The organism is Streptococcus sp., from assembly GCF_030528045.1.
In the GTDB taxonomy this organism is placed as follows: Bacteria; Bacillota; Bacilli; order Lactobacillales; family Streptococcaceae; genus Streptococcus.
The window spans coordinates 25,995-42,694 of sequence record NZ_JAUMZR010000001.1 but is presented as its reverse complement, the minus strand read 5'-3'; the positions used below and the strand labels follow the sequence as shown (position 1 = coordinate 42,694).

The 16,700-nt window shown below is 45.0% G+C and carries 14 protein-coding genes; 2 read left to right on the top strand and 12 right to left on the bottom strand.

Annotated features, from left to right (window positions below; translation table 11 throughout):
- Window positions 1-158: 158 nt before the first annotated feature.
- The gene (locus Q4A91_RS00210; RefSeq protein ID WP_303203944.1) at window positions 159-1,613 is read left to right on the top strand and encodes a sucrose-6-phosphate hydrolase; all 1,455 of its coding nucleotides are present in this window, start codon (window positions 159-161) and stop codon (window positions 1,611-1,613) included.
- Entirely contained in the window at window positions 1,594-2,559 is a 966-nt protein-coding gene (locus Q4A91_RS00205) for a LacI family DNA-binding transcriptional regulator (RefSeq protein WP_000225990.1), read from the top strand. Before Q4A91_RS00210 ends, Q4A91_RS00205 begins: the two co-directional genes overlap by 20 nt.
- A 140-nt stretch (window positions 2,560-2,699) precedes the next feature.
- Here Q4A91_RS00205 and Q4A91_RS00200 read toward each other — a convergent pair whose 3' ends face one another.
- The 12 genes from Q4A91_RS00200 to Q4A91_RS00145 all read right to left on the bottom strand — a co-directional run bounded on the left by Q4A91_RS00200 (window position 2,700) and on the right by Q4A91_RS00145 (window position 16,651).
- Complete coding sequence (locus Q4A91_RS00200) at window positions 2,700-3,974, bottom strand: hydroxymethylglutaryl-CoA reductase, degradative (protein ID WP_303203943.1); 1,275 nt, start codon at window positions 3,972-3,974, stop codon at window positions 2,700-2,702.
- A complete protein-coding gene (locus tag Q4A91_RS00195) occupies window positions 3,974-5,146 on the bottom strand; it encodes a hydroxymethylglutaryl-CoA synthase (protein ID WP_303203942.1) in 1,173 nt (390 codons plus the stop codon). Before Q4A91_RS00195 ends, Q4A91_RS00200 begins: the two co-directional genes overlap by 1 nt.
- A gap of 118 nt (window positions 5,147-5,264) precedes the next feature.
- On the bottom strand, window positions 5,265-5,720 hold the full coding sequence (locus tag Q4A91_RS00190; protein ID WP_303203941.1) for a threonine/serine exporter family protein: 456 nt from the start codon (window positions 5,718-5,720) through the stop codon (window positions 5,265-5,267).
- Window position 5,721: 1 nt separating this feature from the next.
- Complete coding sequence (locus tag Q4A91_RS00185) at window positions 5,722-6,480, bottom strand: threonine/serine exporter family protein (RefSeq protein WP_303203940.1); 759 nt, start codon at window positions 6,478-6,480, stop codon at window positions 5,722-5,724.
- 87 nt (window positions 6,481-6,567) lie between these two features.
- Complete coding sequence (gene pknB / locus Q4A91_RS00180; protein WP_303203939.1) at window positions 6,568-8,469, bottom strand: Stk1 family PASTA domain-containing Ser/Thr kinase; 1,902 nt, start codon at window positions 8,467-8,469, stop codon at window positions 6,568-6,570.
- Entirely contained in the window at window positions 8,466-9,206 is a 741-nt protein-coding gene (locus tag Q4A91_RS00175) for a Stp1/IreP family PP2C-type Ser/Thr phosphatase (RefSeq protein WP_000401527.1), read from the bottom strand. The genes pknB and Q4A91_RS00175 overlap by 4 nt, the downstream gene beginning before the upstream one ends.
- 15 nt (window positions 9,207-9,221) lie before the next feature.
- A complete protein-coding gene (rsmB, locus tag Q4A91_RS00170; RefSeq protein ID WP_303203938.1) occupies window positions 9,222-10,535 on the bottom strand; it encodes a 16S rRNA (cytosine(967)-C(5))-methyltransferase RsmB in 1,314 nt (437 codons plus the stop codon).
- A complete protein-coding gene (fmt, locus tag Q4A91_RS00165; RefSeq protein ID WP_303203937.1) occupies window positions 10,528-11,463 on the bottom strand; it encodes a methionyl-tRNA formyltransferase in 936 nt (311 codons plus the stop codon). The genes rsmB and fmt overlap by 8 nt, the downstream gene beginning before the upstream one ends.
- Window positions 11,464-11,475: 12 nt before the next feature.
- The gene (locus Q4A91_RS00160) at window positions 11,476-13,872 is read right to left on the bottom strand and encodes a primosomal protein N' (RefSeq protein ID WP_303203936.1); all 2,397 of its coding nucleotides are present in this window, start codon (window positions 13,870-13,872) and stop codon (window positions 11,476-11,478) included.
- A 65-nt stretch (window positions 13,873-13,937) separates the two neighbouring features.
- Window positions 13,938-14,252, bottom strand: a complete 315-nt coding sequence (gene rpoZ, locus Q4A91_RS00155) for a DNA-directed RNA polymerase subunit omega (RefSeq protein ID WP_002875802.1) — start codon at window positions 14,250-14,252, stop codon at window positions 13,938-13,940.
- Between the two features lie 24 nt (window positions 14,253-14,276).
- Window positions 14,277-14,903, bottom strand: coding sequence for a guanylate kinase (gmk, locus tag Q4A91_RS00150; protein WP_303203935.1), 627 nt, complete (start codon window positions 14,901-14,903; stop codon window positions 14,277-14,279).
- A gap of 134 nt (window positions 14,904-15,037) precedes the next feature.
- On the bottom strand, window positions 15,038-16,651 hold the full coding sequence (locus tag Q4A91_RS00145; RefSeq protein WP_303203934.1) for a ribonuclease Y: 1,614 nt from the start codon (window positions 16,649-16,651) through the stop codon (window positions 15,038-15,040).
- Window positions 16,652-16,700 lie beyond the last annotated feature (49 nt).

Sequence of the window (16,700 nt, the reverse complement as noted above, 5' to 3'; positions counted from 1 at the left end):
TTTTCTTTCATTTTTTCGTGAAAATTTGCCAGATTTCCTTTACTTGATTTATAGCAATCGTTTAACATATTTTTCTTTTTTCAACATAAAAGACTTGCTTTTTTTGCCGAAAACGTTTACTATTAATAATAGAATAGAACTTATGGAGGAAAGATAAAATGGAATGGACAACCGAGCGCCGTTATAGACGCTATGAAGACTGGTCTAATGATGAAATCAAGCAAATCAAGGAAAAGATGGCACAATCTCCTTGGCATACTCGTTACCATGTCGAGCCTAAAATGGGGCTTCTCAATGATCCAAATGGCTTTTCTTATTTTGATGGCAAATGGATTCTCTTTTACCAAAACTTCCCCTTTGGTGCAGCCCATGGGTTGAAGTCTTGGGTGCAGCTTGAAAGTGATGATTTAGTGCACTTTACAGAAACTGGAGTCAAAGTTTTGCCAGATACTCCATTAGATAGCCACGGTGCCTACTCTGGTTCTGCCATGCAGTTCGGCAATCAGTTGTTCCTATTTTATACTGGAAATGTCCGTGATGAAAACTGGATCCGTCACCCATACCAGATTGGTGCTTTGATGGATAAGGATGGCAAGATTACAAAGATTGACAAGATCTTGATTGACCAGCCAGCAGACTCTACTGACCACTTCCGCGACCCGCAAATTTTTAACTTCAAGGGTCAATATTATGCTATCGTCGGTGGACAGGACTTGGAGAAAAAAGGCTTCGTCCGTCTCTACAAGGCTGTGGACAATGATTATACAAACTGGCAAGCAGTTGGCGACCTTGACTTTTCTAACGACCGTACTGCCTACATGATGGAATGTCCAAATCTAGTCTTTGTGGGGGGGCAACCTGTCCTTCTCTACTGTCCACAAGGATTGGATAAGGGTGTCCTAGACTACAACAATATCTATCCAAATATGTACAAAATCGGGGCTTCCTTTGATCCTGAAAATGCCGAAATGGCAGATGTGTCTTCATTGCAAAATCTAGACCATGGTTTTGAAGCCTATGCAACTCAAGCCTTCAACGCTCCTGATGGACGTGCTCTAGCAGTTAGCTGGCTTGGATTACCAGATGTTTCCTACCCATCTGACCGCTTTGACCACCAAGGAACCTTCTCATTGGTCAAAGAACTCACTATCAAAGATGGAAAACTCTACCAATATCCGGTCGCAGCCGTCAAAGAACTTCGTTCTTCTGAAGAGGTCTTCTCAAATCGTACTCAAACCAATAACACCTATGAACTGGAGCTCAACTTGGAGGCCAATAGCCAAAGCGAGATTATCTTGCTCGCTGACAAAGAAGGCAAGGGGCTTTCAATCAACTTTGACCTTGTCAATGGACAGGTGACAGTGGATCGTAGTCAGGCTGGTGAACAGTACGCCCAAGAATTTGGTACGACTCGTTCTTGCCCTATCAATAACCAAGCTACTACTGCCACTATCTTCATCGACAAGTCAGTCTTTGAAATTTTCATCAATAAAGGAGAAAAAGTATTTTCTGGTCGTGTTTTCCCACATGCAGACCAAAATGGTATCCTGATCAAGTCTGGAAACCCAACTGGAACTTACTATGAATTAGATTATGGTCGCAAAACTAACTGATGTCGCAAAACTTGCAGGCGTCAGCCCCACTACCGTCTCACGGGTCATCAATAAAAAGGGTTATCTATCTGAGAAAACCATTCAAAAGGTCAATGAAGCCATGCGAGAGCTTGGCTACAAGCCCAATAATCTGGCTCGAAGCCTCCAAGGAAAATCTGCCAAGTTGATTGGACTCATTTTCCCAAACATCAGTCATGTCTTTTATGCGGAGTTGATTGACAAGTTGGAACACCAACTCTTCAAGAATGGCTACAAGACCATCATCTGTAACAGCGAACATGACTCTGAAAAAGAACGAGAGTACATTGAAATGCTGGAGGCCAACCAGGTAGACGGTATCATTTCTGGAAGTCACAACTTGGGCATCGAAGACTACAATCGCGTGACGGCGCCGATCATTTCCTTTGACCGAAACTTGTCTCCAGACATCCCTGTCGTCTCCTCTGACAACTACGGTGGCGGAGTCCTCGCTGCCCAAACTTTGGTCAAGACTGGAGCTCAGTCTATCATCATGATTACAGGAAATGATAACTCGAATTCACCGACCGGACTGCGCCATGCTGGATTTGCCTCTGTTCTCCCGAAAGCGCCTATTATCAATGTTTCGAGTGATTTTTCTCCCGTCAGAAAAGAAATGGAAATCAAAAATATCTTGACCCATCAGAAACCAGATGCGATTTTTGCTTCGGATGATTTGACAGCTATTCTGGTGATCAAAATAGCTCAGGAGCTAGGTATCTCTGTTCCTGATGAGCTCAAGGTCATCGGCTATGATGGGACTTACTTTATCGAAAACTACTATCCTCACCTGACAACGATTAAGCAACCTATGAAAGAGATTGCCCACCTCACTGTTGATCTTCTCTTACAGAAGATTGAAGGTAAGGAAGTTGCGACAACTGGTTACTTCTTACCAGTCACCCTATTACCAGGAAAAAGTATTTAATACTCTTCGAAAATCTCTTCAAACCACGTCAGCGTCGCCTTACCGCACTCAAGTACAGCTTACGGCTAGCTTCCTAGTTTGCTTTTTGATTTTCATTGAGTATAAACACAAGAAAACTCAGACTGATTTGTCTGAGTTTTTTATGATCTTAAGTTTTCGAGATAGCGCTGGGCTGTCTCTAAGTTAAAGGTTTTATCTGCGATGAGGCGCTCAACGAGGGGAGCAACTTCAGACTCACTAGCACCTGCTAGGAGAGCTAGCGATTTGGCCTGCAATTTCATGTGGCCTTGCTGGATGCCCGTACTTACTAAGGCTTTGAGGGCCGCAAAGTTTTGAGCAAGACCGATGGACACGATAATCTGAGCTAATTCCTTGGCAGAAGGATTTCCTAGTAGTTCGTGACTGAGGGCAACACGAGGGTTGAGACCGATAGAGCCACCCTTGGTCGCTACCGGCATGGGTAGGGTCATCTCACCGACCAATTCTTCTGAGTCCCTATCTAGACTCCATCGGCTGAGGCCTTGATAGCGTCCATCTCGACTGGCAAAGGCATGCCCCCCAGCTTCGATGGCACGCCAGTCATTACCAGTGGCAATCAAAATGGAATCAATACCGTTAAAAATCCCTTTATTATGAGTAGCTGCTCGGTAAGGATCAGCCTGCGCAAACCGGCTAGCCAAGGCTATTTTCTCCGCAATTTCTCGTCCTTGGTCCCTTTGGGGACTCAAGTAGCGAAAGGCGATACGACAGCTTGCTGTCACTAGAGAATCTGTCGCGTAATTGGACAGGATTCCCATGAGACTCTGCCCTTGACTGAGTTCTTCTAAGACTGGTTTCAAGGCTTCCAGCATGGTGTTGAGCATATTGGCTCCCATGGCTTCCTGGGTATCGACATGAAGATAAACAACGAAAAAGTCTGTTTCACCTTTGATCTGCTCTACATGTAAATCACGCGCCCCACCACCACGTTTGACGATAGAAGGATAGGCTTGATTGGCAAGTTCCAAGAGTTCGGCTTTCTTGCTGGCAATCTTCTCTTGCGCTTGTTCAGGATCAGCAACTTGATAAAGGGCTACCTGACCGATCATCTGGCGCTCATGTACTTGAGCAGTAAAACCACCTGCTCGCTTGATGATTTTGCTAGCATAGCTGGCCGCAGCAACCACTGAGGGTTCTTCTGTCACATAGGGAACTGTGTAGTCCTGACCATTCACCACAAGCTCTGGAATGACGGAATAAGGCAGAGAAAAAGTTCCTACCACATTCTCACTCAGCTGATCTGCAACTGCCAAGCTGACTTGTTCATCCTGCTCCAGACTGGTTTGCTTTTCAGGGCTAAGGAGCGCCTGAGCTTGTAACAACTCAAGGCGCTCATGGTATGTTTTTTTAGAGAATCCATTCCAACTTATCTTCATTATTTTTCAACCTTGCTATAACGGCGTTGGTGGTCGACAATTTCAACCAAGGCATAGTCTTGATGTTCATAACCTGCAAATTGAGCTGAGCCAGACTCATCCAACTGCAATTCTTCGAAGAAGACTTTTTCATAGTCTGTAACAGACAATGCTGTACGTTGCTTGAGTTTGCTCAAGCGATCCTTATCAAGGTAAGCCTCATAGCCTTCGACCAGCTCACCACTAAAGAACTCTGAAACCGCTCCACTTCCGTAACTGTAGAGGGCAATTTTATCGCCAGCCTTCAAAGTCTCTGCATTTTCCAAAAGGGAGAGGAGACCGAGGAAGAGGGAACCTGTATAGATATTCCCAATCATCTGACTGTAGAGAATGGATTTGTCAAAGTTTTCTTGCAAACTATCCTGCTTCTCCTGAGATAGAGTCTTGTCCATCATCTTGCGCAAGCCTTTTAGGGCCAACTTAGGATAAGGCAAGTGGAAGCAGATAGCCACAAAGTCATCCATAGTCCAATCATAGCGTTTCTTGTATTCATCCCAAGTCGTTGTCAGGCAATCAAGATACTGTTGGGTCGAGTACATGCCGTTTACATAAGGAGTGCTTGAGTAGTTCGGACGCCAGAAATCCATGATGTCGCGCGTTTGGGCAACGTTATCATTGTTAAAGGCCATGATGCGCGGATTTTGAGTGATTAGCATCGCCACACTTCCAGCACCCTGAGTTGGTTCACCTGGAGTTCCTACACCATACTTGGCAATATCACTGGCAATGACCAGAACCTTAGACTCTGGAGAATTTTCCACATGTAACTTGGCATAATGAAGGGCAGCTGTTGCTCCATAGCAGGCTTCTTTGATTTCAAAGCTACGGGCGAAAGGCTGGATGCCTAGCAGACCATGAACAAAGACTGCTGCCGCCTTACTCTGGTCAATCCCTGACTCGGTTGCCACGATGACCATATCGATTTCTTCTTTTTCTTTGTCTGTTAAAATAGAGTTGCTTGCACTAGCTGCCAAGGTAACAATGTCCTCAGTCAGTGGCGCAATACTAATTTCATTTAACAAGAGTCCCTTGCTAAATTTTTCGGGGTCAATTCCCCTCGCTTCTGCTAAGTCTTGTAATTTCAAGACATAGTGACTGGTCGCAAAACCAATCTTATCAATACCGATTGTCATATTTACCTCTGTTTTTTCATTCATTGTAAAAAATCGTTTCATTCTATTTTATCACAAATAGGGACAAAAGAGAGAAAAAAGACTTGATTCAACAAATCAAGTCTTTGCTTTGATTGTATTAGGAAGAGATTCCTCGTTGTTTGCAGATGTAGTAATAAAGCTTTAGAATTACCGTTCCACTTGCCATTCCAATAGAAATAACAAGAGCTAACATAACCACCAAAGTCGCGCTAGCAATTGCATGGCTGTAATCGCCTGTCACAAAGAAAGCTGTCGTTCGATAGGATAAATAACCTGGCACCAAGGGGGCAAGAATGGCCAAGACAAAGACCACCGCTGGTGTCTTATAGACAATACTTAAAATCTGACTGATGCAAGAGCCAATTACTGCTGCGATAAAGGTCGCAATAATAACATTGGTTGGTTCTTTGAGCACGAGATAGAGGAGCCAAACGCCCATTCCCAAAATACCACCAGGTAGGAGCATGGAGCGTTGAACATTCAGTACGATTAGAAAGGTGATAATGGCGAGTAAACTCGCCACTGCTTGGAGCAAAATACTTGTTAGAGTCATCTTATGTCATCAAAACCAGGGCGACAGAGGTGCCAGCCCCTAAAGCGAGGGTAATGAGCAAAGATTCAAACATCTTGCTCATACCAGAGTTGATATGGTTGGTCATGATATCCCGTACCGCATTTGTCAGAGCAATGCCTGGAACAAAGGGCATAACCGCTCCTGCTATAATCAGGTCTGCCGTCGAAGGAAATCCTGTGTGGCGGGCCCAGAACTGGGCAATCAATCCGAAAACAAAGGCACCCGCAAAGGCCGTTACAAAAGGAATGCGGACAAACTTCTCTACATAGAGAGAGAAGGCAAATCCAAATAAGGTCGCAATAGCCGCACCAAAAGCGTCATAGACATTGCCCCCAAACATAATCGAGAAGAAAGGGGCACTGAGGGTCGCTGCTACGGTTACTTGGAACTTGGTATAAGGAAGGGCTTGATTGCCGATTTCTTTCAGCTTTTTAAAGGCTGTCGAAAGATCAATCTGCCCTCCGACAAGCTCCCGTGATACTTGGTTGACATCACAGACTTTTTCAATGTTATAAGAGGATGAGGTCACCCGTTTCATCCGAGAAATATTGGTGTTTTCAATAGAAAAGAAAATAGCTGCAGGCATGGCAAGAACATTGCAATCCATTATTCCCTGCGAATGGGCAATACGGATCATAGTATCCTCAACCCGATGAATCTCTGAGCCACTTTTCAGGAGAATGGTTCCTGCTAGCATAATCACACCAATGACGGCATTCAACTCTCTCGATTCGTCCATTTTCTCCTCCTTTTTTCTACTTCCTATATTTTATCACAAAATCTTGTGAAAAAAAATCTTTGTCATGAATTCATGACAAAGATTCGTTTAATCTCGAGAACTTTCGTGAGTTCCTTCACTATTGGATGAACTACTAGAAGGAGTGTTCCCTTGTTGATTTCCTTGTTGGTTCCCCTGGTTTGGAGTGGTTGTAGAACCTTGGTTCCCACGTTGGGCAGGATTAGAGGATGAAGTTGATGGCGGTGTTTTTGGTTTGTAGATAGAAAGTTTGATACGCGTACTTGCAAGATCAACCTGTTCTCCTGCTCTTGGCGTTTGACTTACAACAGTTCCTTCTGCGGTTCCTTCAGGAGCAGTCGATACTTCTACAACCTCAATATTTGCTTCCTTCACACCGACAATTTGAGTCAAGTTATTCTTTGTAAACTCGAGACTTGAACCGATGTAGTTCGGCATGCTGACACTAGTCACCTTCTTAGCCACTGTTAAGGTAATCGTAGTGGCTTTTGAGAGATCATAAGTCGAACCCGAAGTAGGGGTCTGTCTGAGGACGATTCCAGGTTCGCTTTCATTGGATTCTTCCTCTTCCATCTTGATTAGATTTTCAGGAACCTTCTTCTCCTTGAGTTCGGCTACGACATCCGTATACTTGCGTCCGACATAATTGCTCAATTGGAAGGATTGCTTACCAGAAGAAACTATCAAATTGACCTTGGTTCCTTCTTTTCGGCCGCTACCAGCTTCTGGATCCGTTCGAATAACTCGTCCTTCTGCTACGGTATCGCTGGCCTCTGACTTTTCTTCACCAGCTTCAAACTTGGATTTTTTAAGAGCTTCCTTAGCCTCTGCAACGGTTTGTCCAGCCACGTCAGGAATAGCAATCGTTGCTGGTGTTCTTGACAAAATCCAGACCAAAGAGGCTGCAACCAATAGAAGACTGGCCAAAAGAATCATATAGCGAGCCTTAAACTTCCGTTTCTTGGCTGGTTTTGGCGCTGGAGCCGGTTCTGCCACTGGTTGAGTTGGTTTCTTTGGCTGAGGGCGTTCTTCTTGCGCCGGAGCTTTAGGAATCGATGTTAGTGTACTTTGTGGGACTTTAGGTAAAGTCTTAGTGTCTGCCTTACTCGTATCGTCAAAGACCAGTTTCGGTTCATTGCGACGATTATAAGACAAGCTAGTTGACAAGTCCACATACATTTCTGAAACAGACTGATAACGATCTGACAGTTTCTTAGCAGTTGCCTTGATGACAACATTTTCTAAAGCCTGAGGGACAGATGGGTTTTCAGCTATGACGGACGGAAGTGGCTTCTGGAAATGCTGGAGGGCAATCGTAACCGCACTATCCCCATCATAAGGGATATGTCCCGTCAGCATCTCATAGAAGATAATCCCCATTGCATAGATATCACTCTGGAAGGTCGCTTTAGAACCACGCGCTTGTTCAGGTGACAAATAATGAACAGAGCCTAACATTGAGTTTGTCTGGGTCAGACTAGTCTCCGCAAAGGCTACGGCAATCCCAAAGTCCGTGACCTTAGCTGTGCCGTCGGGTGTCAAGAGGATATTTTGAGGTTTCAAATCCCGGTGAACGATTCCTCGAGTATGGGCTAAGCGCATGGCCAAGAGGATTTGCCCCATGATCCGAACCGCTTCTTCATTTGAAAGAGGATAGTGTTCTTTGATATAACGCTTGAGGTCAAGGCCTGCTACGTATTCCATAGCTAGGTACTGTTGACCGTCTTCCTCACCAATATCTGTTATCCGAACGATATGAGGATGGTCCAGATCCGCCATGGCCCTCGCTTCACGTTGGAAACGTGCCACAGCAATCGGGTCCGTCTGGTAGTTGGTCCTCAGGACCTTCACTGCCACTTCTTCCCCGTCTAGGATCAAATCCTTGGCCAAGTAAACATCTGCCATGCCTCCTCGACCAATCTGCTTGACAATCCGATACCGCCCGGCAAAAATCTTGCCGATTTGGATCATTCTGCTGCCTCCTCGTTCATGTAAACAAGGGCAACCGTAATGTTGTCTAAACCTCCTGCATTGTTAGCGAAACGAATAAGGGTTGCCGCCTTGTCTGCTAGGGAAATATCGCTGGTTACGATATCATAAATCTCACTTGCCGAAATCATATTGGTCAAACCATCACTATTGAGCAAGAGATAATCTCCTGACTCCAGTGTAATCATCCCAAAATCTGGCTGGATTTCATCTTTTTGTCCGATAGACTGGGTGATGATATTCTTTTGAGGGTGAGTTTCTGCTTCTTCTGGAGTCAATTGACCAGCCTTGAGCAATTCATTGACCAAAGAATGGTCACTTGTCAACTGGTGGTATTCTTCTCCACGAATCAAACCGATACGAGAATCTCCAATGTGAGCATAGATGGCTTGGTTGTCAATAAAAGCAACAGCTTCTAGCGTTGTTCCCATACCTCTGTAGGCTTCGTCCTGACCTAGTTGATGAATTTTTTGATTTTCAATCTCCAGGTAGTGGGCAAACCACTCACGAACTTCATTGACTGAGTCAATTTGGGTATCCACCCAAGCCACACCAAGGTCTGTTACCGCCATCTCACTAGCGATATTTCCTGCACGGTGTCCTCCCATCCCGTCAGCCAAGATGATCATAGTGCGTCCTGCTCGGTTGACAAAGTGATTGACATAGTCCTGATTATTTGTCCGTTTCTGACCAACATCTGTTAATAATGCTATTTCCATTGTGTCAGTTCCTTCCTATTCTGATATCTTGCGAAATTGGCTGATAAAAAATCCATCACTTCCATACAATTCAGGAGTGATCAGGATGCAGCCATCTTTCAGGATATCTTTACATTCGTGTTCTAGTTTAACCTGCTCGAACTCGGGATGACTTTCTAAAAACGCCTCAACGACTTGAAAGTTCTCCTCAGAGACAATAGTACAGGTACTATAAGTTATTATACCACCTTTTCGTAGCGTTTGACAAACACTACCTAATATTTCCAGCTGAATTTCCTGTAAGGACATGAAATCTGCTGTTTCTTTATTGTATTTGATGTCTGGTTTGCGGCGTAAAAGTCCAATCCCAGAACAGGGAGCATCTACCAAAATCTTATCAAATGAAGCCTGAGCAAAAAACTCATGTACCTTTCTGGCATCCAATTTTTGCGTTTGCACTCGATCTGCCACACCCAAACGCTCCGCATTTTCTTGGATCAAGTCCAACTTATGGTCATACAAGTCCAGAGCAGTCACCTTACCGGATGTGAGGTAAGAAGCCATATGGGCTGTTTTTCCACCCGGAGCGGCACAGGCATCTAGGACCTGTTCATCACCTTGTAAATCAAGAGTCGGAGCAACCAATTGACTGGACTCGTCTTGGATGGTTATAGCCCCTTCTGCGAACAAATCATGACCTGCAAAGTGGCCTTGCTCCTTGACCAGACCAGTGGCCGCCAAAGGTGAATCACTCGCCTCTAAAACGGATTTGATTTCCTCTTTTCGGCTCAAGTCTGTCACTCGAATACTGGCTTTGTTACGCACCAATAGGCTTTCAAAAATGGCTTGGGCTTGCTCTTCGCCGTATTCTTCCTTGAACTTAGATACTAGCCAAACTGGGAGAGAATAGGCAATGGAATCACGCTTATTTTTTCGTTTGATGCTGTCAATATCTGGCCAACCTTCTCGCAAGATACGACGAAGGATGGCGTTGACTAATTTTTCACTGCCTTTTTTACGGGCTTTGGCTAGATCTACCGCTTCATTAACAACAGCGTGATTAGGAATCTTATCCAGATACCGAAGTTGGTAAGCGCTCAGAAGGAGCAGGATATAGAGCCAGTTATCTAACTTATCTCTGTCTTGGATAAAGTGGGACAGGTACCATTCCAGAGTCAGTTTACGAGCTACCGTTCCGTAGACAATCTCTGTCACCAACCCCTTATCTGCTACTGAGAGTTGACTGCCCTTGAGGTGTTTATTTAAGGCAATATTGGAATATGCTTGGTTAACCAAAACATCCTCTAGCACTGCTAGAGCAAGACTTCTAGCCGTTTCTACTTTAGTCACCAAATCGTTCTCCTACAGTCAATGTCCGTCCAACTCCATTGAGGAAGGAAGAAATGTCCATCTTAGGCTTTCCAGCTGGCTGGACTTGCTTGAGAGATAGGGCACCTTCTGCCGTTGCGACGATCAATTCCTTCTTGCTAATAGACAAAAGCTCACCTGGATTTCCCTGACCTTCTACTGGTAGAGCTTCATAAATTTTAAAGCGGTCTCCCTTGAGAAAAGTGTGGGCAACAGGCCATGGATTCATCCCTCTGATTTGGTTGAAGAGTTGGCGATTGGTTTTAGTCCAATCGAGTTTCTCTTCTTCTGGCTTAATATTTGGAGAAAATGTAACCTGGTTTGTATCTTGCGGTTCTGGCTGAATTTCACCAGCTATATAGCCAGGTAGCGTATCCAAAAGCAAATCGCGACCAACGATTGCCAATTTTTCAAACAAGGTTCCGACATTGTCCTCATCTGTGATAGGAATACTGCGACGGGAAATCATATCCCCTGCATCCATTTCCTTAACCATCTCCATAATGGTCACACCAGCTTCCTTATCCCCTTGAATCAAGGCATAATGAATGGGGGCGCCACCACGGTGTTTTGGAAGAAGGGAAGCGTGAACGTTGACCGCAAAATCCATGCTATCAAGGAGTTTACTTGGGAGAAATTGTCCAAAAGCAGCAGTCACAATCCCATCCGCTCCTAGCTTCATAATGGCTTCCATCTCTGGACTTCCAGATAATTTTTCAGGCTGGTAGATAGGAAGGCCTGCTTCTTTGGCAGCCTGCTTGACCGGGGTTTCTTGGATCACTTTTTTACGGCCGACAGCGCGATCTGGCTGGGTCACAACAGCTAGAATCTCGTAACGGTCGTCTGTCAAAAGTCCTTTTAAGACTGTCGCTGAAAAGTCGGGTGTCCCCATAAAGATTAGTTTTGTCATTTCTTCTCCTTCTTATAAAAATTGCTGCGGCTCATGGTCAATACTGAGACGAAGCTCGCTATTTTCCCGTTCTTGAGTCAAGGCCAAGACCTGGTTGAGAGTCGGTCCCAGCTCATCTTCTAAACGGTATTTAATTAAAATCTGGTAATGATAAAGGTTGTGGGTACGAGCAATGGGTTTTGGCGTTGGTCCAAGGATTTTACTAGTTTCCGATAAACCTGAGCGCAAAATTCCCATGACTTCATAGGCACGTTTGACAACCTCTTCTTCTTTCTTGTGAGAGAGGGTAATCCCAATCGTAAAATAATAAGGCGGATAGCCGAGTTGGCGCCTGATGCCCATTTCATAAGTGTAAAAGCCTTCGTAGTTTTGGTCTTTGGCAAAACGAATAGCATAATGCTCAGGATTGTATGACTGAATCAAGACCTGCCCAGCTTTTTCCGCACGTCCAGCCCGACCAGCCACCTGAGTTAAGAGCTGGAAGGTTCTCTCGGAAGAACGGAAATCAGGTAAGTTTAGGGCCGTGTCCGCATTGAGCACACCAACCAAAGTCACATTTGGAAAATCCAAGCCCTTGGCAATCATCTGAGTTCCCAGCAAGATATCTGCTTCGCCTTGACCAAACTGGTCAAGAAGAGCTTGGTGACTGCCCTTCCTGCGGGTCGTATCCACATCCATCCGCAGAATGCGTGCCTGAGGAAAGAGCTCTGCTAGCTCATCATAGGCTTTCTGAGTCCCCGTCCCGTAGTAACGAATACTGCGGCTCTGACAGTTGGGGCAGACATGAGGAATTCCCTTAGAAAAGCCACAGTAATGGCAGTTCATGGTCTTGGTATCCATGTGGAGAGTCAGAGAAATATCGCAGTTGGGGCAGCTATCTACCGTCCCACACTCCCGACACATAACAAAGCTAGAATAACCCCGACGGTTGAGCATAAGAACTACCTGCTCTTTTTTATCCAAACGGTCTTGGATGGCTTCTAGCAAAGGGGGCGTAAAGTTTGACGTCTCATTCTGCCCGATATAGTCTCGAAAATCAATCACTTGAACCTCAGGAATAGTGGCTAAAGGATTGGCCCGTTGGGTCAGACGTAAGTGTTGATAGACACCTTTTCCAGCCCGCGCACGGCTTTCTAAGCTCGGTGTCGCTGAGCCAAGGACTAGGGCTGCTTGATTGTACTGGGCCCGTAGAATGGCGACCTCTCTGGCATGATAACGGGGATTGCTGTCTTGTTTGTAGCTAGCTTCATGTTCTTCATCGATAATCATGACACCCAGATTTTTCAAAGGGGCAAAAATAGCTGATCGAGCGCCAACAACAACTTGGGCATCACCGCGTTCTACCTTGCGCCATTCGTCGTACTTTTCACCATTGGACAAGCCTGAGTGAAGAATGGCTACTTTCTCACCGAAGCGAGCAATGAAACGCTCCGTCATTTGTGGTGTCAGGGAGATCTCAGGTACCAGCAAAATGGCTGTCTTACCCTTGTCCAAGGCTCCTTGGATAATTTGTAAGTAAACCTCTGTCTTCCCACTCCCTGTAATCCCTTGAAGGAGGAAGGGAGGCTGTTGACTGCCAATAGCACTGACAACGGCATCACGCGCCTGTCTTTGTTCTGGATTCAATTCCAAAGGTGTACTTGCTTCAATCCCTTCAAAATAAGCAGCCGAGCGTTGGACTTCCATTTGGACTAGAGATAGAGCCCCTTGATCCACAAAAAAGTTGACTTGCTCCCGTGAATAGGATTCTAACAAGCTAGCCAGAGGAGCACTTTCAGGATGAGACAGCAGATAGTCTCTCAGCTCTGCCTTTTTCTTGGCACGCGCAGAAATCTCAATCTGCTCTAGTCGAGTAGCATCAACCTCATACCAAGACTGGGTCTTGACCTTCTTTTGATCGATTGCCTGGTATTCTAAACGGAGTAGACCTTTTCTCGTCAAGCTCATCATTTCTGCCTGTTTGGCAAGGTCTAGAGAAGAAAAGGCTAGCGAATCTTCGGGACCAAACAAGTGCTCTTTGTCTGCCTGACTGAGACCTTCTAAAGGATAGAGAATCTTATCATAACTGGAGTTTAAAAATCCCGGCAACATGGCTTTTAGAATGGAGATTTTATAAGAAAAGACAGACTTGCGTAATTCCTCAGCCAACCAGAGTTGCTCTTGAGTGAGAACCGGGGAAAAATCTAGCACATCTGCAATCTCCTTCAAGTCCTGATCGGCAACCTCTTCATCCAACTGGGACTCCAAGCCTAGCACAATCCCTTGAATCAAACGATTGCCCTTACCGAAGGGGACATGGACCCGCATACCGACTTCCAACATGTCTACAAATTCCTCAGGGACCTTGTAGCTGTATGGCTGGTCCGTCTGCATCAGGGGAACATCCACGATAATCTTTGCAATAGCCATCTTCTCACCTCCTTCTTGTCAGTAAATTCTTGCAATAGAAAAAATAAGATTGAGTCCCCCCAACCTTAAATTTTTTCACCATCTTCTTTTTCTTTAGCAATTTGCTCTTTGATTTTCTTTTCTTCTTCTTCTCTGCGGCGTTTTTCTTCTTCGATACGGAGACGAACCGCTTCACGTTTTCCTTCTGGATCTGGGTGAATGGTTACATTTCCAGACTCGATTTCTTCCAAAGCACGAAGAGTTGATTTTTCAGACTTAAACTCTTGAGTTGCTGGCGCACCGGCTTCTAGTTCGTGGGCACGCTTTGCTTCCAAGATTACGAGTGAATATTTTGATGGCACCTTGTCTAGCAAGGTATCGATAGAGGGTTTTAACATCATTTGCTTGTACCTGTTTCCTATAGTTTATCGAGTAGTTGGAGATTTTGGCAACATCTCCTGGTAGTGACCAATGACACGGTCCACACGGAAGTGTTCTGCTTCGATCACACGCTTGACACGTTCAGCAGCGAGGGGCACCTGATCGTTGACAATGGCATAATCATACTCACGCATGAGGGCAATTTCTTCCTTGGCTTTTTCGATTCGTTGGGCAATCACTTCAGCGCTATCTGTTCCACGACCTACCAAACGATCTTGCAATTCATCCAAATCTGGTGGTGTTAAGAAGATAAAGACAGCATCTGGAACCTTTTTCTTAACCTGAAGAGCTCCTTGAACTTCAATCTCAAGAAAGACATCGATTCCCTTGTCCAGAGTTTCATTGACATAGGTCAGCGGAGTTCCATAGTAGTTACCGACATACTCTGCATACTCCAACATCTGGCCCTGACGGATTAGCTCTTCAAACTCTTCACGAGTACGGAAGAAATAGTCCACTCCGTCCACTTCACCAGGACGTTGCGCACGCGTCGTCATCGATACAGAGTATTGAAATTGATTCTCAGAACTCTCAAAAATCTTTCTTCTAACCGTTCCTTTCCCAACTCCTGAAGGACCAGAAAAAACGATTAGCAAGCCTCGGTCTGCCATTATGTCTCCTTTAGTTAGTCTGTGAAATAAAGTAAAATTTCTCTCGGATACTGATGATAGCGTCAGTTATCCTTCTACAGTCTTTCTATCTAGTGTAACAAAAAAGCAGTAATATTTCAACCGCTCTTTCTTATTTATTTAGCATAATCTACTGCACGAAGTTCGCGGATCACGGTTACCTTGATATTTCCTGGGTAATCGAGATTGTTTTCAATTTTCTCACGAACTTTGTGAGCCAAGATTGTGACTTTGTCGTCTTTGATTTGTCCTGGATTAACCATGATACGGATTTCACGTCCTGCTTGAAGGGCAAAGCTATTTTGCACTCCTTCAAAGCCATTGGCGATTTCTTCCAAATCATGGAGACGCTTGATATAGCTTTCAAGAGACTCGCTACGAGCACCTGGACGCGCTGCACTCAAGGCATCTGCTGCAGCAACGATCACCGCAATGACGCTTTCAGCTTCGACATCGCCGTGGTGGCTAGCAATGGTATTCACCACAACTGGGTGTTCCTTGTACTTGCGTGCCAACTCTGTACCAATCTCAACGTGGCTACCTTCAACCTCGCGGTCAATAGCCTTCCCGATGTCATGAAGGAATCCAGCACGACGGGCAAGAGCCGCATTTTCACCAAGTTCACTGGCGATGATACCAGACAACTTAGCAACCTCAATCGAATGACGCAAGACATTTTGTCCATAAGAAGTACGGAACTGCAAGCGTCCCATAATCTTCATCAAGTCTGGATGGAGGTTTGGCGCACCAATCTCATAGGCCGCAGCCTCACCGTATTCACGGATCTTATTGTCAATCTCTTGACGGTTTTTCTCAACCAATTCCTCGATACGAGCTGGGTGGATGCGGCCATCCTTGAGCAACATTTCCATGGTCATACGAGCAATTTCACGACGAATCGGATCAAATCCTGACAAGGTTACCACTTCCGGTGTATCGTCAATGATAACATCGACTCCTGTCAAACTTTCAAAGGTACGAATATTACGCCCTTCACGACCGATAATGCGCCCCTTCATGGTATCATCTGGTAGGTGAACTGTCGAGTTTGTTGACTCTGCTACATAGTCACCAGCGATACGCTGCATAGCCTGAACCAAGATATCTTTCGCAATCTTGTCTGAACGTTCCCTCACTTCTTGCTCAGCCTCACGAATGCGGCTAGCAATTTCCTTGGTCAAGTTTTCCTCGGTCTGAGCCAAGATAATATCTCGAGCCTCAGTTTGGGAAAGGGAACTGATACGTTCAAGTTCAGCTTCTTTTTGTCTTTCGACTTCCTCTAATTGCTCTTCACGTGCATCAAGGTTTTTTGCTCTATCAGAAATACTTTGTTCTTTTTGTTCAAGTGTTTTTTCTTTGTTCGTCAAATTGTCGTCCTTACGGTCAAGGCTCGTAGCTCTCTCCGTCAAACGACTTTCAATTTGCTTGAGCTCCTGACGTTCTGACTTAAATTCAGCGTCCACTTCTTCACGGTATTTTCTGGCTTCCTCTTTGGCCTCCAATAGTGCTTCTTTTTTAAGAGACTTGCTTTCGCTCTTGGCTTCATTTAGCAATAAATCCGCTTCGCGCTCAGCTTGTCCTCGTAAATTAGTTGCTTCTTGTTCAGCATTTAGAAGCATCAACTCTGCAGCTTCTTGAGATGATTTCATCTTAGCTGAGATGCTGACATATCCAATGACTAAACCAATGATGACGGCAAAAACAGCAATCGCAAGTGTCATGATTTCCATGTTTTTACCTCATTAAATTTGTTTATCGAATGACATACATTCCTTAATA